We start from the raw sequence: 17,237 nt of genomic DNA, 5'->3' as shown, positions 1-17,237 counted from the left end.
GCCCTCCAGTACACTTTAAATAAAAACAATGGAGGCCTAAAGCCTCCATTGAACATTAACATAATTTGGGAATTAGCACGATATTATAGCACAATTAGTGCACATCACGCCAATACTCTTTCTTCAGCAAAATCACGATGATAGTGAAGATTACTAAGAAGGCCATTACCCACCAACCCATAGCGTGACGCTCAAGTTGAACTGGGTCGCCCGAGTAAACCAAAAAGTTAACAAGGTCACGAACTGCTTCGTCGTATTCACCAGCACTTAATTCGCCAGAGCCGTCAGTCTCAGTGCCAACAACAACCGTCACTTCCTCGCCATCTACCATATGAGTATCGTAGATTGGTGTTGGGATACCTTGCAGTTCTTCAAGAACGTGCGGCATACCAACGCTTGGGAAAACAATGTTGTTCACGCCAAATGGACGAGACGGATCTTCATAGAAAGTACGAAGGTAAGTGTACAGCCAGTCTGCGCCACGAACACGAGCAACCAATGTTAGGTCTGGTGGCGGAGCACCAAACCAACTTGCCGCTTGATCAGAAGGCATAGCATTAACCATCAAGTCACCGATTTTCGCTTCAGAGTCGAAAATCAGATTTTCCTTCATAAGATCAACGGGGATCTCTAAATCATTCGCAACACGTTCATAGCGCTGGTACTGCGTTGAGTGACAAGCGAAACAGTAGTTCATGAACATCTTAGCGCCATTTTGCAATGAAGCTTTGTCTGTTAAATCATTGTTCGCTTTGTCTAATGGTACGTTTGCACCCGCTGCCATCACCAGTGACGGCAACATAGCAAATAAAATTACAATCCACTTTTTCATTTGAATGTCACCCTTTCTGGTAATGGTTTCGTCGCTTCATTTTTACTGTAGAACCACAGTAGAACGAAGAACATGAAGTAACCTAAGCTAAAGATTTGAGCCAGTAGCGTGTATGTTGGCGTTGCTGGAAGCGCACCAAGTACACCAAGCGCAATAAAGCTTATTGTGAATTGGATGATGTTAATCAAATGCAGTTTGCTACGGTAACGGTAAGAACGCACTTTACAACGGTCGAACCATGGTAGTAGGAATAGCACAACAATAGATGCGCCCATTGCTACAACACCTAGCAACTTATCAGGAACAGCACGCAGAATTGCGTAAAACGGCGTGAAGTACCATACCGGAGCGATGTGCTCTGGTGTTTTCAGTGGGTTAGCAGCTTCAAAGTTTGGCGGCTCAAGGAAGAATCCACCCATCTCTGGGTTAAAGAACAGCACATAACAGAAGAAGAATAGGAAACCGGCCACACCAACCATATCTTTCACGGTCCCGTATGGGTGGAAAGGAATAGAGTCAATGATGTCGTATTTCTTAGTGTAATCCTTGTGGAATGGGAACTGCGTTTTGTAGTCGTCGCCCATTGTGCCTTTAGGAAGTTTCGTCTCAATACCGTCTGGGTTGTTCGAACCCACTTCGTGCAGTGCTAGTACGTGAAGTACGATAAGCAGCAGAAGTACAATTGGTAGAGCGATAACGTGCAGTGCGAAGAAACGGTTCAGCGTTGCACCAGAGATGATGTAGTCACCACGGATCCAAAGCGTTAGGTCATCACCGATAACAGGGATCGCACCAAACAGAGAAATGATTACCTGAGCACCCCAGTAAGACATTTGACCCCATGGTAGTAGGTAACCCATGAAAGCCTCAGCCATAAGCACTAAGAAGATCAACATACCGAAGATCCAAAGTAGCTCACGAGGCTTTTGGTAAGAACCATAGATTAGGCCACGGAACATGTGCAGGTAGATAACAACGAAGAATGCCGAAGCACCTGTTGAGTGCATGTAACGTAGTAGCCAACCGTATTCCACATCACGCATGATGTATTCAACAGAAGCAAATGCACCCTCACCTGACGGTACGTAGTTCATTGTTAGCCAAATACCCGTAAGGATTTGGTTAACCAATACCAACATTGCCAAAGAACCGAAAAGGTACCAAAAGTTAAAGTTCTTAGGCATTGGGTATTCAGATAAATGCTTTTTATACGCATTCATCGCGGGTAGACGTTTCTCTACCCAATCAAGCAATCCTTGCATTACGCGTCTCCCTCGTCCACACCGATCATGATCTTAGTGTCACTCAAATACATATGCTTTGGTACAACAAGATTCAATGGAGCTGGTACGCCTTGGAATACTCGACCTGCCATATCAAACTTTGAACCATGACAAGGACAGAAGAAACCAGACTTAACACCCTGAACTTGTTCTGCAAAAGAATCCGGCAGGTAAGTTGGAGAACAACCTAAGTGCGTACAGAAACCAACAGCAACGAAGAATTCCGGCTTAATTGAACGGAACTCGTTCTGTGCGTATTCTGGTTGTTGTTCAGCTTCAGATTGAGGGTCACGAAGTTGACCACCGATCGATTTTAGGTTTTCTAGTACCGACTCAGCACGGCGTACAACCCATACAGGTTTACCTTGCCACTCGACACGAACCATTTGTCCCGGCTCTAACTTACTGACTTCCACTTCCACCGGCGCGCCCGCAGCTTTCGCCTTGGCACTCGGATTCCATGATTTAATAAAAGGCACGGCTACAGCAGCTGCTCCTAAACCACCAACAACGGCTGTTGTTGCGGTTAAGAAACGCCTGCGACCGTTATTTAAAGGCGCGTTGCTCATCCAAACATTCTCCCATTTGCTCCTTGTGGATTGAAATAATTCCGATTAAAGAGCATGGCTAACAAAATATGTATTTAGTTCTATTTATTGACGGCAAATGATAAATAAAACCCTACTTTTTGACAAGATAAAGCTACCTTTTTGTAACAATCATGAGGCAAAGCGCACATTGGGTTACAAAAGCTTTCAAAATATAAGAATTTGGAAATAAAACGAGGAAGGGAAAGCGTTTAGAGGGGGTATAAAAACAAAAAGCCCGGCATATAGCCGAGCTTTGAACCACAATTCCAGTCGTAAAACTGGGGGCGTGTACTTTTTCGTAAAGAAAAATTAACGCTTAGAGAATTGAGGTTTACGACGTGCTTTACGTAGACCAACTTTCTTACGTTCAACGCAACGAGCGTCACGAGTAACGTAGCCAGCTGCACGTAGAGCAGGGCGTAGAGTTTCATCGTACTCCATAAGAGCGCGAGTGATACCGTGGCGGATTGCGCCAGCTTGACCAGAAATACCACCACCAGAAACAGTGATGTAAAGGTCAAGTTTCTCAGTTAGTTCAACTAGCTCAAGAGGTTGCTTAACAACCATACGAGAAGTTGGACGACCGAAGTAAACATCAAGGCTACGCTTGTTGATTACGATCTCACCAGAGCCTGGTTTGATGAAAACACGAGCTGCTGAGCTTTTGCGACGACCAGTGCCGTAGTATTGATTCTCTGCCATTTTCATAATCCCCTTAGATGTCTAGTACTTGTGGCTGTTGAGCAACATGGTTGTGCTCAGTACCAGCGTACACTTTAAGCTTACGGTACATCGCGCGGCCTAGAGGACCACGTGGAAGCATACCTTTAACTGCTAGTTCTAGAACCATTTCTGGTTTCTTAGCAATTAGCTTTTCAAAAGTGATAGTTTTAAGACCACCTGGGAACTCTGAGTGACGGTAGTAAACCTTACCCTTAGCTTTGTTACCAGTTACAGCAACTTTCTCAGCGTTAACAACGATGATGTAATCACCAGTGTCTACGTGAGGAGTGTATTCTGCTTTGTGCTTGCCGCGTAGGCGAGAAGCGATTTCACTTGCTAGACGGCCAAGAGTTTTGCCTTCAGCGTCTACAACATACCAGTCGCGTTTTACAGTTTCTGGTTTAGCAACGAAAGTTTTCATGCTAATAATTACCTATTTAAAAAATTTACACTTAAGGAATACTCGCGTATTCCCACTGTCTAAGAGTTACCATTCATCACCCCTTCGAGTGTTGGAAAACTCTTGGCATAACGTGATTTTACTCATCGCTAGAGGCCCGCAGTAACGGTAGGTCGCAGGATTATAGAGAAGAGCGAAGAAAAAATCACCTCTTTTTGAACAAAATCACGATTTTTTTAATTCTATTTCTTATTCGAGATAATCAAAGCTAACTTAAGTGTTCTTTTGCCAAATATTCATGGCTCTGCATTTCAATTAAACGCGACTGACAACGTTTAAATTCAAACTCTAGCTGACCATGGGTGTATAGCTTTTCTAGCTCCACTTCCGCTGAAATAATCAGCTTCACATTGCGCTCGTAGAACTCATCAACTAATGCAATGAAGCGCCTCGCAGCGTCATCTGAAGTCGCGCCCATTTGCAATACATCCGCCAATAGAACTGTGTGATAAACCCGAGACAACTCAATATAGTCGTTCTGGCTACGAGCCGACTGACAAAGCTGAGCAAAGGTACCATGCAGTACGCCATCACTCGCTTCGACTACATCTAATTGACGGTGGTTAACCTCTATCTGCTTAAGCTTCTCTTTATCTTCACCAACGAGCTGAGCGTAATACTTTTCGAGATTAATATTCGCTTGGCTATCTAGCGGGTAATGGTAAATCTCAGCCTGTTCTAAGGTACGTAGACGATAGTCAATACCACTATCGACATTAAGGATATGACAGTTGTCTTGAATGAGCTTGATGGCAGGTAAGAAACGCGCTCGCTGTAACCCGTTGCGATACAGATCCGCAGGTGGAATATTAGAGGTCGCAACCAAGATAGCGTTTCGAGCGAATAACTCTTGGAACAAGGTTCCTAGGATCATCGCATCGGTGATGTCTGAAACAAAGAATTCGTCGAAACAGATAATGTCCGCTTCTTCCTTCAACTTGTCTGCGACTAAAGGCAATGGATCACTCACATTACCTAGCGCCTTTAGCTCATCATGAACTCGATACATAAAGCGGTGAAAGTGAACACGCATTTTTTTAGTGGTCGGTAAGGCATCATAGAACGTATCCATTAGGTACGTTTTTCCTCGCCCTACGCCACCCCAAAAATAGAGACCTTTCGGTGGTTGTGGCAGTTCTGGCTTTTTGCCTAGTAATTTCTGGAAGCGAGTCAGTTGAGGAATGGGCGTATTCATGTAATCTTGAAATTGATGAAAGAGTTCATCTAAAGATTTTACGGCTTGCTCTTGTGCTGGATCTCTTTGAAATCCATGTTCTTTTATATCTTGTTCGTATTTTTTAATGGGATTCATGACGACATTTCCACAATGAAAGCAATATCAGACAACAACTAAAAATGAGCCCAAACAGTACGAGGAATAACGTGATGTGGTGAATAGTGCAGCATCAAACTGCTAACTAGCGCACACGCATTTCTCTTTATACTGCGGCTTTCTCATAGTACCATGGAGCCGTATCACGTGTAACTAAGCAGTAACAAACATGTTAAAAAACAATAATAAGGAGCTGTTATGCCTTGGATGTATGCCGTTGCCGGTTTACTAGTCGGAGTTATTTTAGGGGTCGCTATTTCTCGTCTCATGACACCTGAATACAAAAAACAAAAGAACGTACAGAAAGAATTGGATAGCGCAAAGTTTGCCCTTGAGCAGCAGCGACAAGAGCTGGCTGATCACTTTGCGAAATCAGCAGAAATGTTGGACACATTAGGTAAAGACTACACAAAACTGTACCAACACATGGAAAAAACAAGCTCAGAGCTGATTCCTAACCTGCCAGAGCAAGATAACCCGTTTGTGAAAACAGCCGCTGCCCATTCGGACAAGCCACAAGAGAAGCCTTCAGTAAAAGAGGCGACACTTGAGGAACAACCGAAAGATTACGCTAATGGCGCAACCGGTTTATTTACAGAGCAGAAGAAAGAAATCATGAATGCTCCCGATGTTGTTACAGCAAAAGCATCGTAAACATTTAACACTTCTGTGAACTTTACAAAGGTTTTTGAGTCATAACTTTCACTCAGGTCATTTGAAACTTATCATACTTATTAAACGTATAAGAGGGTTAAGACCTTAACTAGAGAGGAGTTTATGATGAAAAAACCTTTGCTTGCTTTATCAGTGCTAACTTTAAGCTTAAGTTCAATCATCACCCCCATTAAAGCAACAGCCGCACTGCCATTAAGTGTGGGTAATGAACAATTACCGAGCCTTGCTCCTATGCTTGAACAAGTGACCCCCGCTGTGGTTAGTATTGCCGTAGAAGGCAAACAGGTACAACGTCAGCAAATCCCTGAACAATTTCAATTCTTTTTTGGTCCAGAACAAACACGAGAGCGTCCCTTCCGCGGATTAGGCTCTGGTGTCATCATTGACGCCGAGAAAGGTCATATCGTGACCAATTACCATGTCATTAATGGTGCGGACGATATCAAAGTAAAACTGCATGATGGTCGAGAGTACGATGCTGAGCTAATCGGTGGCGACCAGATGTCTGATATCGCACTGCTAAAATTAGAAGAAGCCAAAAACCTGACCCAGATAAAAGTCGCAGACTCAGACAAACTAAGAGTTGGTGATTTTAGTGTCGCGATCGGTAACCCATTCGGACTTGGGCAAACCGTGACATCCGGTATTGTTTCTGCACTCGGCCGTAGCGGCCTGAATCTAGAAAACTTTGAAAACTTCATTCAAACCGATGCAGCAATCAACAGCGGCAACTCTGGTGGTGCGCTAGTGAACCTTAACGGTGAGCTAATTGGTATCAACACCGCCATTCTTGGCCCTAACGGAGGTAATGTCGGTATCGGCTTTGCAATCCCTTCTAATATGATGACAAACCTGACAGAACAAATTCTCGACTTCGGTGAAGTAAAACGCGGCATGCTTGGCGTTCAAGGCGGAGAAGTGACCTCTGAATTGGCAGAAGCACTCGGTTATGAATCAAGCAAGGGCGCCTTTGTTAGCCAAATCGTCCCTGACAGCGCAGCCGATAAAGCAGGACTGAAAGCGGGCGATATTATTGTCTCTATTAATGGCAAACGCATTGATACCTTCAGCGAGTTAAGAGCTAAGGTCGCAACACTCGGCGCTGGTAAGCAGATTGAACTGGGTGTGGTTCGTGACGGTAAGAGCAAAACCTTTGATGTGACGCTTGGTGAATCCACCAATAATAAAACACAAGCTGAGAAGCTCCATGAAGGACTAGCTGGTGCTGAGTTAACCAACACAACAGAGAGTGACTCTGCAACGGGCGTCAAGGTATCGAATGTTGCTCAAGGTTCACCAGCCGAAGCCTATCAACTCCTGAAAGATGACATCATCATCGGAGTAAACCGCCAGCCCGTTAAGAACCTTGCTGAGTTTAGAGAGATTCTTGAAAAACAACCTGGTGTACTGGCGCTTAATATCCAGCGAGGCGATCGAACTATCTATCTTGTGATTCGATAGTCTTACGTCAGCGCAATTACAGGGAGGCTCAGTAAGTTTGCTTTAAACTTACTCAGTCTCCCTTTTCTTTAGATCAATCAAAATGCTATGCTTCACTTGTAATCAAATCAGTCATCCATTGATGGAGGCTTCACACCTTACTTGTTGAAGAGGGAAACATGCTGTCCTTTCTATTTCGTTCTATTTCCCTTGGACTCGTTTCAGCGGCGCTTATTCTTCTCGCCTTCCCGAGCTTAAGACCAGCGATTGTCGCTGACGTCACTAGCCCTAAAGTCGATAATATTGGCTCTCTTCAGATTTCATTTAACCAAGCAGTTCGCCGCGCGGCGCCCGCAGTGGTTAACATTTATAGCCGTAAATACGCTGAAAGCGATCGAAACAAACTGCTCACACAAGGTTTGGGCTCTGGGGTGATTGTTAGCGAGAAAGGCTACATCATTACCAACTTCCATGTGGTGGCTCAAGCAGACCAAATAGTTGTGGCACTTCAAGATGGCCGAGTAGCAGCTGCGCAACTTGTCGGTTCAGACAAACGCACCGATATCGCGATACTTAGAGTCAGCGGTGATAATCTACCGGTGATCCCACTCAATCCTAATTACAAAGCCAATGTCGGTGATGTTGTACTGGCTATCGGTAACCCATACAACCTAGGTCAAACAACAACCTTTGGTATCATCTCTGCAACCGGCCGTTCTTCGATCAGTGCCGATGGCCATCAAGCCTTTATCCAGACCGATGCGGCAATCAATGAAGGTAACTCAGGTGGCGCACTGGTGAACTCACAAGGTGAGCTAGTCGGTATCAATACCGCCTCTTTCCAGCAAGCTACCGACATGGAAACCTATGGGATCTCATTCGCTATCCCCTATCCGCTTGCTAATAAAATCATGGAAAAGATCATCGCCGATGGTCGTGTGATTCGTGGCTATATTGGTATCGATGGACAAGACATCAACTCAGTCACCTCACGCATGTTGGGTACTAAGAATATCGGCGGGATCGTTGTGTTGGGGATAGACCCTAATGGTCCGGCTGCCGATGCGGGTTTTGAAGCTCAAGACATTATTGTCAGTATCAACGATAACCAAGTAAATGGTCGCCAGAGTGTAATGGACATCGTTACCGACCTGCGACCTGGTACAGTTATCGATGTGGGTATATTGCGCCAAGGTGAAAGCAAAACCTTAAAGGTGACCATCGCCGAAGATACTCGCCTGTAGAGCAAACTCTGTAAGCAATGATTCAAGCTGCTAATACACAAGTACAAAAAACCCAGCTCATAGGCTGGGTTTTCTTTTATCTAAAGATTGTTTCAAGTATCTCTACGATTCACTTTGCTCTTCGATATCGATGCGAGTCACTCGCTGTAGTCCTCTAGGCAGTAGACCACCACGACGACCACGTTCACCACGGAAGTTTTCAAGATCCGCAGGTTTCAAACCAAGCTTACGTTTACCGGCGTAGATAGTCAGCGTCGCATTCTCTGGGATAGCCATAAGATGTGAGACAAACTCTTCACGCTCTTTTGCTTTCGCAGAAGGGATGTTGATGATCTTGTTGCCTTTACCTTTGCTCAGCTGAGGGAGATCTTTAATCGGGAACAACAACATACGACCTTGGTTAGTAATCGCCAGAATCTGATTACTGTCCAAGTCAGCAATAGGGCTTGGCATCATCACTTCAGAAGCTTGTGGCAAGTTAACCAAGGCTTTACCGCTCTTGTTCTTGGACAGCAGATCGCTACCCTTACAAACAAAACCATAACCTGCATCAGAACCGACTAACCATAATTGTTCATTCTCTCCCATCACCACTTGGCGAATAGAAGTACCTGGGCTGACGTTCAAGCGGCCTGTAATTGGCTCACCTTGGCTTCGCGCCGACGGTAATGAATGTGACTCAAGGGAGTAGCTTCGACCATCACTGCCGAGGAACACCGCTTGTTGGTTACTCTTACCCTTAGCACTCGCTAAGAATTTATCACCCGATTTGTAGTTCAAACCTTCAGCGTCAACTTCATGCCCCTTGGCATGACGAATCCAACCTTTCTCAGACAACACAACCGTGATTGGTTCGCTTGGTACTAAGTCGCGCTCTGTTAGCGCTTTCGCTTCAGCGCGCTCAATCAGAGGTGAACGACGATCATCGCCGTATTTATCCGCATCTGCTTGGATTTCTTTCTTGATCAGCGTATTCAAGCGACGCTCTGAACCGAGTAGCTTTTCAAGCTTCTCACGTTCAGCTTCAAGCTCTTCTTGTTCCGCTCGGATTTTAAACTCTTCTAACTTAGCTAAGTTACGAAGTTTAATATCAAGAATCGCATTGGCTTGAATTTCAGAAATGTTGAAACGGCTCATTAGGACAGGACATGGTTCGTCTTCTGTACGAATGATCTCAATCACTTCATCGATATTAAGATAAGCAGCAAGCAAACCTTCTAAGATGTGCAAGCGTGCCAGTACTTTATCTAAACGGTACTGCAAACGACGGCGAACCGTTGTGCGACGGAACTCGATCCACTCTTTCAGGATTTGAACTAAGCCTTTAACTTGAGGACGATTATCTAAACCAATCATGTTCAAGTTAACGCGGAAGTTTTTCTCTAGATCCGTCGACGCGAACAGGTGACTCATCAATTGGTCACAGTCGATACGATTCGAACGAGGAACGACAACGATACGCGTTGGGTTCTCGTGATCCGATTCATCTCGCAAGTCGTCAACCATTGGCAGCTTCTTAGCGCGCATCTGGTTAGCGATTTGCTCAAGTAACTTCGCACCTGACACTTGATGAGGTAAAGCCGTGATAACAATATCAGAGCCTTCCTTGTGCCAAACCGCGCGCATCTTGATGCTGCCACGTCCAGTACGGTAGATCTTTTCGATGTCCGATTTCGGGGAGATAATCTCAGCTTCAGTCGGGTAATCTGGACCTTGAATGAAACCCATCACGTCTGAAAGCTCAGACTTAGGCGTATCAATTAGGTGAATGGCTGCATTAGCGACTTCACGCACGTTGTGTGGTGGAATATCGGTCGCCATACCTACCGCGATACCTGTAATACCGTTAAGTAGGATGTGAGGTAGGCGAGCAGGCAACATTTGAGGCTCTTTCATCGTGCCATCAAAGTTTGGTTGCCAGTCAACAGTGCCTTGACCTAGTTCACCTAGAAGAACCTCAGCAAACTTAGATAATTTGGCTTCGGTATAACGCATCGCAGCGAACGATTTCGGATCATCAGGAGCACCCCAGTTACCTTGACCATCTACCAATGGGTAGCGGTAAGAGAAAGGCTGCGCCATCAATACCATCGCTTCGTAACAAGCAGAGTCACCATGTGGGTGATACTTACCTAATACGTCACCAACGGTACGTGCTGATTTTTTGTATTTCGATGCAGCCGATAAGCCTAGCTCAGACATCGCGTAGATAATACGACGCTGTACTGGCTTCAAGCCATCACCGATATACGGCAATGCACGATCCATGATCACGTACATTGAGTAATTTAAGTAGGCATCTTCGGTGAACTTGCGCATTGGCAGCTGTTCAACGCCATCATATGTAATTTCGTTAGACATCCATTATACCTCGGCCATATCACCGTTAGTCTGTAGCCATGTACGGCGATCATCTGCACGTTTCTTACCAAGCAGCATGTCCATCATCTCGTTGGTTGCTTCGCTGTCATCAATCGTTAACTGCACAAGGCGACGAGTGTTTGGATCCATGGTGGTTTCACGCAACTGAAGTGGGTTCATTTCACCCAGACCTTTGAATCGTTGCACGTTGATCTTGGCTTTCTTCTGCGATAGTCGCTCAAGCACACCGTCTTTCTCTGCGTCATCAAGTGCGTAGAACACTTCTTTACCGCAATCGATACGATACAGAGGAGGCATTGCCACATAGATATGACCCGCTTCAACTAATGCATGGAAATGGCGAGTAAACAAAGCACACAGCAGTGTCGCGATATGAAGACCATCCGAGTCCGCATCGGCAAGGATACAGATCTTACCGTAACGCAGGCCGGATAAATCATCGTTGTCCGGGTCGATGCCTAGAGCCACCGAGATGTCGTGCACTTCTTGCGAAGCCAATACTTGGTCGGCTGACACTTCCCATGTATTTAGGATCTTACCGCGAAGTGGCATAACTGCTTGGAACTCACGATCACGTGCTTGTTTAGCAGAACCACCCGCCGAGTCCCCTTCCACGAAGAAGATTTCGGTACGGCTTAAGTCTTGAACTGAACAGTCAGTTAGCTTACCCGGCAGTGCTGGGCCTGAAGCGATTTTCTTACGCACAACCTTTTTGCTTGCGCGCATACGGCGGTGGGCATTCGCAATACAAGCTTCTGCTAGCTGTTCTGCCAGTTGTGGCTTTTCGTTCAACCACAGGCTAAACGCATCTTTTACCACACCAGACACAAACGCAGCAGTTTGACGTGAAGACAAGCGCTCTTTTGTTTGACCAGCAAACTGCGGATCTTGCATCTTCACCGACAGTACGTACGAACAGCGATCGAAGATATCGTCGCCCGTTAGCTTAACGCCACGCGGCAGCAAATTACGGAATTCACAGAACTCACGCATTGCATCAAGAAGACCTTGGCGAAGACCGTTTACGTGTGTACCACCTTGTTTAGTCGGTACTAAGTTCACGTAACTTTCGGTGATCATGTCGCCGCCTTCTGGCTGCCAGATGATCGCCCAGTTTGCCATTTCTGTTTCAGCAACGAATTCGCCAACATACGGTTCTTCAGGCAGCAAGGTGTAACCTTTCACGCCTTCGGCAAGGTAGTCTTTTAGACCATCTTCATAGAACCATTTATGCTCTTCACCACCGACTTTGTCGATAAAGGTAATTTCTAAACCTGGGCAAAGCACTGCTTTTGCACGTAGGTTGTTAATCAGACGAAGTGTCGAGAATTTAGGGCTATCGAAGTACTTAGGATCAGGCCAGAAATGTACTGATGTACCACTGTTACGATGACCACAAGTGCCCGTCACAGTAAGCTCTGTTACTGCATGACCGCCTTCAAGTGCGATCTCGTGAACCTGACCTTCTCGGCGTACGGTCACTTCAACACGTTTTGACAGCGCGTTTACAACCGAGATACCTACACCGTGCAGACCACCAGAGAACTTATAGTTGTTATTCGAGAATTTACCGCCAGAGTGGAGCTTAGTTAAAATCAGCTCAACACCTGAGATCCCTTTTTCAGGGTGGATATCGACAGGCATACCACGGCCGTCATCGGTAACTTCTAACGATTGGTCTGCATGAAGTACCACTTTGATCTTCTTAGCGTGTCCCGCTAGTGCTTCATCGACCGAGTTATCAATGACTTCTTGGGCAAGGTGGTTAGGTCTTTCTGTCTCGGTATACATTCCCGGGCGGTGTCGCACAGGGTCGAGACCTTCAAGTACCTCGAGGTCTTTTGCATTATATTGTTCAGTCATAATACGGAGTTTACTCAAAAAGTTTGCGTCAGTTCGCTGGCTCCAGTTTCACTAAAGCAGAATCATTACTATGAACCGTCATAGTAGAGCGAACGAGCGAAGTATTGGGGAATATAGTCTGGAAGCTGAGTAATGATGTCAAGCTAGTTCAAAAACTAAGACATCAAACTATGATATTTCACCATTGATAGATGAAATAACAGGCAAACAAGAGAAAATCACTTGGTTGGTGGAACAGATTAAAGATTTAGAAAGGTGATGATTTGTTGTGGGTAGCGTTCAAAATCAACAAAGCTATGATCCCCGCCCTCTTCTACTGTCTGTGTTGCACCTTGGTACTTCTCTACCGCTTGTCGGTAATCCAGAACTTCGTCTTCCGTTTGCTGAAGTAACCAGAAGTCGCTCGGCTTAGCGATAGCCGAAACCTCTAACGCCTTCAGTTCATCAATATGTTTTGTTTCCAGTACATATCGTTCATCTGTGTATGGGTTTACTTGTTCACCTAAATAGTCAGCAAGAAGCTCATACGGCTTCACTGCTGGGTTTACAACCACCGCTTTAAAACCATAGTGGCTATTCAGCCATGTTGAAAGATAGCCACCCAGCGAGCTACCGACCAACGCTATTTGATATTGCTCTTTGTATTGCTCCACCAGCTGCTGTAAATGAAGTGCCGCTTGTTGAGGGAAACTCGGCAGTTGAGGGGTTACGACTTTAATATCAGCGCGATGCTCCGCACAGTAATCTGCCATCACATTCGCTTTATGAGAACGTGATGAGCTGTTAAATCCGTGAATATAGAGAAGCAGCGATGGCTTATTAGCTTGTTGATTAGAGCCTGGCATCAATAACCGCCTTCATTAGTAACCAGCAGCCTTAAAATCAGGCAAGAACTGCCCATGAGGCAGACGACGAACTTGCGTGCTAACGGTACCGTCTTGATGTAATTCAATCTCTCTCCAGCCCGGAGACAAAGTATCAACCGCGAAGTCATCTGAGTTAGGTTTGAATTGCACACAAGTCGACGGTGTTGCCATGACTTGTACACCATGATGATCTCGGTTCATGTCTTGATGAACGTGACCACACAGTACGGCTTTAACATTGGTGTGCTGTTGAACCACATCCCAAAATTGATCGGCGTCTTTTAGGTTATGTTGATCTAACCATGCGCTGCCAACCAACAATGGATGGTGGTGCAATAGAACCAAGGTATTACGTTCAGGGAACTCCGTCAGCTTCTGTTCTAATAGGTCAAGCTGTTGATCGCTGAGGCGACCATGAGGCACACCAACCACCTGCGAGTCTAGCATCACCATCTGCCAGTTATCGCCTAGCAAGACATGCTCAACACACTGTATTTGTGGTGATGGTAAAACACTGCCCATATTAGGCTTAAAGTCATGGTTCCCTGGCAGCCAATAGCATGGCTTTTCCAAAGGCTGAATCCCTGACTCAAATTTCTGGTACGACTCAGCACTGTGATCTTGAGATATATCACCGGTTGCTAAAATCGCTTGATAGTCAAAGCCCTGACTAACAATGCCATCGACTACAGCACGAAAGCTATCTTGAGTGTTGATGCTTAATAAGCTGCCATTGCTCGGCGCAAATAAATGCGTGTCCGTTAGCTGCACAAGCTTAATAGTGCTCTCATCAAATTTTGAAGTGTGTGATAATTCCAAAATAACAAATCCAGATACGTTACTGTTTAGACTTTAAAAGTGTTGATAAATAGGCTCAATTAAAAGGCAATTGGGGTTCGGCTGATACCCGTTTTTAAACAAAACGTTAACCATTCCCCAAGAAATTTATTCAATTGAAATTTCTCGTCCTTTTGCAGAAGCTTAGTGTTGGGGTAGTCATATTTCGCTTTGACTCGCGAAAAATCCCCGCTAGCGCACACTTCTGCAACTCGAGCGTCGTGATATAGCCTGACAGACATTTTTGGCAAAGGAAACACTGGCATCGCATCACTCTGACATATATCTATTAATGTGGTGTATTTTGTGACCTCATTCACTGTCAATTGATACACCATATTAACGGCTTGGTAACAGCGAACGTCACCAACCTCATGCCCAACCGGTAACAAAGCGTTCAGTTTGGCATAGTTAGTCTCGTAAACTCGCATCAATTCAGCAAGATCAACATGATACGGTTTTTTGACCGCGATATTTGGCATGACGTTAATCTATCCACTCTGACTGTAATTCTTGGTAGTTCAATTGTAGCCACTGTAGCGCAATGATCGTGGCTCCATTTTCAAATACACTATCTTTTACCAACTGATAAGCAGCTTCGCGACTCATCACTTGTACACGAATGTCTTCACCTTCGTAGTCCAATCCGTGTACCCCTTTGGCTGTCGTTGCATCAACACAGCCAACAAAGACGTCGAGCTTTTCAGAGCAACCACCAGATGAAGGATAATACGAAGTAATAGGCAATACAGATCCGACTTCGACTCCGGCTTCTTCCATTGCTTCACGACGAGCGACGTCTTGTGGCGATTCGTCCGTATCAATGATCCCAGCAACAATTTCGTATTGCCATGGGTTCTCATGCTCTAGGGCTCCGACACGGATCTGTTCGACGATCACCACTTCATCACGCACAGGATCATAAGGTAGCAAAGCGGCAGCATGTCCACGCTCAAACATCTCACGCTCTATTGGTTGGCTCCAGCCTCCCTCAAATAGTCTATGTTTAAATGTGTACTTGACCATTTTGAAAAAACCACGAAACAGCGTCTCTTTTGAGACTATTTCCACATCTTGCGGAGTAAACTCATGTCGTTGATTGTCATACTGTTGCATTTGGTACCTCACTAAGTGATCTTTATAGTTTACTCATTGTCCGAGTTAACTACCAAGGATAAGGTTCAACTTTTTATATAAAATTTATAATTAAAGTTAAGCTTTAAAAAATAAATATTGCACAAGTGGACTGTTAACTGTAAAAAAGTGCAAAGTTTCGAGTAAATTACCACCAAACTGGGTTAAACTCTTCTAAAGAAAATTCCATAAAAGGCAGGAATAGGAAAATGAAAAAACTGCTTCCACTATTTATCAGTGCAGCAATTGGCAGCCTGAGTTCGTCAGCTTTTGCTGATACGCTAGCTGAAGTTTACGACCAAGCAAAACAGAACGATCCACAACTTCTTCGTTCAGCAGCGCAGCGCGATGCCGCTTTTGAAGCAGTAACGTCAAGCCGTAGCTCTTTGTTACCGCAAATCAATTTGACTGCGAACTACGACATTAATCGTGGTGATCGAGATACATCAGGTGTTGGTAATTCAAGCATTGATAACAACACTTGGGGAGCTGCTATCGGCTTCAGCCAAGAGCTTTACCAGCGTTCTTCATGGATCACACTAGATACGGCAGAGAAAACCGCTCGTCAATCTGATTCAGCTTACGCGGCAGAACAACAAGCCTTGATCCTTCGTGTTGCGACAGCATACTTCGAAGTGCTTCGCGCTCAAGATAACCTAGAATTTGTTCGTGCAGAGAAAGCAGCGGTTGCTCGTCAACTAGAACAAACTAAGCAACGTTTTGAAGTAGGTCTTTCAGCAATCACCGATGTACATGATGCGCAAGCTCAGTACGATGGTGTTTTGGCTGATGAAGTTCTTGCAGAGAACGACCTAACGAATAGCTACGAAGGTCTTCGTGAGATTACAGGTCAGGAACACTCTAACCTAAGCATCCTAGATACTGATCGTTTCTCAGCAAGCAAATCTTCTGAGTCTGCAGTTGCACTTGTTGAACAAGCAGAACAAAAGAACCTTAGCTTATTGGCTGCACGTATCTCTCAAGACGTAGCAAAAGACAACATCTCTCTAGCAAGCTCTGGTCACCTACCAAGCTTAACCCTAGATGGTAGCTACGCTGTTTCAGATCAATCAAACAGCACCCAAGATTACGACCAAGACAACCTAAACATTGGTTTGAACTTAGTTGTACCTCTATACACGGGTGGTAACACAACTTCATTGACTAAACAGGCTGAATACAACTACGTTGCAGCAAGTGAAGATCTAGAAGCAACTTACCGTAGCGTTGTAAAAGACGTACGTGCATTCAACAACAACATCAGCGCTTCGATCGGTGCTCTACGCGCTTACGAACAGTCTGTAGTTTCTGCTCAGTCTGCTCTAGAAGCAACAGAAGCTGGTTTTGATGTAGGTACTCGTACTATCGTTGACGTACTAGATTCGACTCGTCGTCTATATGATGCGAACAAAAACCTTTCAGATGCTCGTTACAACTACATCCTAAGTGTACTTCAGCTTCGTCAAGCAGTTGGTACGCTAAGCGAACAAGACATTGTTGATGTAAACGCAGGTCTAAAAGTAGCAAGTAAGTAACTCTTAATTACTCAAGTTACCGTTACAAAAATGCCGCTCA

At 45.0% G+C, this 17,237-nt stretch carries 16 protein-coding genes; 4 read left to right on the top strand and 12 right to left on the bottom strand.

The window, feature by feature from the left end; all coding sequences use genetic code 11:
* Positions 1–94 precede the first annotated feature (94 nt).
* The 6 genes from AB4375_RS06905 to zapE form a co-directional block, all read right to left on the bottom strand.
* Positions 95–832: a cytochrome c1 gene (locus AB4375_RS06905; protein WP_372051239.1), complete on the bottom strand. Its 738-nt coding sequence runs from the start codon at positions 830–832 to the stop codon at positions 95–97.
* A complete protein-coding gene (locus AB4375_RS06900; protein WP_017061435.1) occupies positions 829–2,094 on the bottom strand; it encodes a cytochrome bc complex cytochrome b subunit in 1,266 nt (421 codons plus the stop codon). Before AB4375_RS06900 ends, AB4375_RS06905 begins: the two co-directional genes overlap by 4 nt.
* Positions 2,094–2,684 (bottom strand): ubiquinol-cytochrome c reductase iron-sulfur subunit, encoded by a 591-nt coding sequence (petA, locus tag AB4375_RS06895; RefSeq protein WP_017061434.1) that lies wholly within the window; start codon positions 2,682–2,684, stop codon positions 2,094–2,096. Before petA ends, AB4375_RS06900 begins: the two co-directional genes overlap by 1 nt.
* Before the next feature lie 330 nt (positions 2,685–3,014).
* Positions 3,015–3,407, bottom strand: coding sequence for a 30S ribosomal protein S9 (gene rpsI / locus AB4375_RS06890; protein WP_004740758.1), 393 nt, complete (start codon positions 3,405–3,407; stop codon positions 3,015–3,017).
* 13 nt (positions 3,408–3,420) lie between these two features.
* Positions 3,421–3,849, bottom strand: coding sequence for a 50S ribosomal protein L13 (gene rplM / locus AB4375_RS06885; RefSeq protein WP_010434689.1), 429 nt, complete (start codon positions 3,847–3,849; stop codon positions 3,421–3,423).
* Between the two features lie 247 nt (positions 3,850–4,096).
* A complete protein-coding gene (gene zapE, locus AB4375_RS06880) occupies positions 4,097–5,200 on the bottom strand; it encodes a cell division protein ZapE (RefSeq protein ID WP_017061433.1) in 1,104 nt (367 codons plus the stop codon).
* Positions 5,201–5,419: 219 nt separating this feature from the next.
* Here zapE and zapG point away from each other — a divergent pair, with 219 nt between their 5' ends.
* The 3 genes from zapG to degS all read left to right on the top strand — a co-directional run bounded on the left by zapG (position 5,420) and on the right by degS (position 8,580).
* Positions 5,420–5,875, top strand: a complete 456-nt coding sequence (zapG, locus tag AB4375_RS06875; RefSeq protein WP_017061432.1) for a Z-ring associated protein ZapG — start codon at positions 5,420–5,422, stop codon at positions 5,873–5,875.
* A gap of 126 nt (positions 5,876–6,001) precedes the next feature.
* The gene (locus tag AB4375_RS06870) at positions 6,002–7,357 is read left to right on the top strand and encodes a Do family serine endopeptidase (RefSeq protein WP_017061431.1); all 1,356 of its coding nucleotides are present in this window, start codon (positions 6,002–6,004) and stop codon (positions 7,355–7,357) included.
* Positions 7,358–7,515: 158 nt separating this feature from the next.
* Complete coding sequence (gene degS / locus AB4375_RS06865) at positions 7,516–8,580, top strand: outer membrane-stress sensor serine endopeptidase DegS (protein ID WP_017061430.1); 1,065 nt, start codon at positions 7,516–7,518, stop codon at positions 8,578–8,580.
* Positions 8,581–8,682: 102 nt separating this feature from the next.
* Here the strand turns inward: degS and parC are convergent, their stop codons facing one another.
* The 6 genes from parC to nudF all read right to left on the bottom strand — a co-directional run bounded on the left by parC (position 8,683) and on the right by nudF (position 15,644).
* Complete coding sequence (gene parC / locus AB4375_RS06860) at positions 8,683–10,941, bottom strand: DNA topoisomerase IV subunit A (RefSeq protein ID WP_017067236.1); 2,259 nt, start codon at positions 10,939–10,941, stop codon at positions 8,683–8,685.
* Positions 10,942–10,944: 3 nt separating this feature from the next.
* Complete coding sequence (gene parE, locus AB4375_RS06855) at positions 10,945–12,825, bottom strand: DNA topoisomerase IV subunit B (RefSeq protein ID WP_017061428.1); 1,881 nt, start codon at positions 12,823–12,825, stop codon at positions 10,945–10,947.
* 239 nt (positions 12,826–13,064) lie between these two features.
* Positions 13,065–13,670 carry an esterase YqiA gene (gene yqiA, locus AB4375_RS06850; RefSeq protein ID WP_017061427.1) on the bottom strand — a complete coding sequence of 202 codons (606 nt, stop codon included), beginning with the start codon at positions 13,668–13,670 and terminating at the stop codon, positions 13,065–13,067.
* A gap of 15 nt (positions 13,671–13,685) precedes the next feature.
* Positions 13,686–14,510 carry a 3',5'-cyclic-AMP phosphodiesterase gene (gene cpdA, locus AB4375_RS06845; RefSeq protein ID WP_017061426.1) on the bottom strand — a complete coding sequence of 275 codons (825 nt, stop codon included), beginning with the start codon at positions 14,508–14,510 and terminating at the stop codon, positions 13,686–13,688.
* Between the two features lie 59 nt (positions 14,511–14,569).
* Positions 14,570–15,010 (bottom strand): DUF1249 family protein, encoded by a 441-nt coding sequence (locus tag AB4375_RS06840; RefSeq protein ID WP_008222561.1) that lies wholly within the window; start codon positions 15,008–15,010, stop codon positions 14,570–14,572.
* Between the two features lie 4 nt (positions 15,011–15,014).
* Positions 15,015–15,644, bottom strand: a complete 630-nt coding sequence (nudF, locus tag AB4375_RS06835) for an ADP-ribose diphosphatase (RefSeq protein WP_017069486.1) — start codon at positions 15,642–15,644, stop codon at positions 15,015–15,017.
* 227 nt (positions 15,645–15,871) lie between these two features.
* Here nudF and tolC point away from each other — a divergent pair, with 227 nt between their 5' ends.
* On the top strand, positions 15,872–17,197 hold the full coding sequence (gene tolC / locus AB4375_RS06830) for an outer membrane channel protein TolC (protein WP_017061424.1): 1,326 nt from the start codon (positions 15,872–15,874) through the stop codon (positions 17,195–17,197).
* Positions 17,198–17,237 lie beyond the last annotated feature (40 nt).

This window comes from Vibrio sp. 10N.261.51.C6, assembly GCF_041471785.1.
Lineage (GTDB): Bacteria > Pseudomonadota > Gammaproteobacteria > Enterobacterales > Vibrionaceae > Vibrio > Vibrio crassostreae_C.
The sequence above is the reverse complement of the archived record's forward strand: the minus strand, read 5'-3'. Positions and strand labels throughout refer to the sequence as shown.

Bases quoted from the DNA above. Each gene is read 5' to 3' on its own strand.
- tolC (WP_017061424.1), top strand. From the start codon at position 15,872: ATGAAAAAACTGCTTCCACTATTTATCAGTGCAGCAATTGGCAGCCTG.
- rpsI (WP_004740758.1), bottom strand. From the start codon at position 3,407: ATGGCAGAGAATCAATACTACGGCACTGGTCGTCGCAAAAGCTCAGCA.
- AB4375_RS06900 (WP_017061435.1), bottom strand. From the start codon at position 2,094: ATGCAAGGATTGCTTGATTGGGTAGAGAAACGTCTACCCGCGATGAAT.
- degS (WP_017061430.1), top strand. From the start codon at position 7,516: ATGCTGTCCTTTCTATTTCGTTCTATTTCCCTTGGACTCGTTTCAGCG.
- yqiA (WP_017061427.1), bottom strand. From the start codon at position 13,670: ATGCCAGGCTCTAATCAACAAGCTAATAAGCCATCGCTGCTTCTCTAT.
- parE (WP_017061428.1), bottom strand. From the start codon at position 12,825: ATGACTGAACAATATAATGCAAAAGACCTCGAGGTACTTGAAGGTCTC.
- AB4375_RS06840 (WP_008222561.1), bottom strand. From the start codon at position 15,010: ATGCCAAATATCGCGGTCAAAAAACCGTATCATGTTGATCTTGCTGAA.
- zapE (WP_017061433.1), bottom strand. From the start codon at position 5,200: ATGAATCCCATTAAAAAATACGAACAAGATATAAAAGAACATGGATTT.
- rplM (WP_010434689.1), bottom strand. From the start codon at position 3,849: ATGAAAACTTTCGTTGCTAAACCAGAAACTGTAAAACGCGACTGGTAT.
- AB4375_RS06870 (WP_017061431.1), top strand. From the start codon at position 6,002: ATGAAAAAACCTTTGCTTGCTTTATCAGTGCTAACTTTAAGCTTAAGT.
- petA (WP_017061434.1), bottom strand. From the start codon at position 2,684: ATGAGCAACGCGCCTTTAAATAACGGTCGCAGGCGTTTCTTAACCGCA.
- AB4375_RS06905 (WP_372051239.1), bottom strand. From the start codon at position 832: ATGAAAAAGTGGATTGTAATTTTATTTGCTATGTTGCCGTCACTGGTG.
- parC (WP_017067236.1), bottom strand. From the start codon at position 10,941: ATGTCTAACGAAATTACATATGATGGCGTTGAACAGCTGCCAATGCGC.
- zapG (WP_017061432.1), top strand. From the start codon at position 5,420: ATGCCTTGGATGTATGCCGTTGCCGGTTTACTAGTCGGAGTTATTTTA.
- nudF (WP_017069486.1), bottom strand. From the start codon at position 15,644: ATGCAACAGTATGACAATCAACGACATGAGTTTACTCCGCAAGATGTG.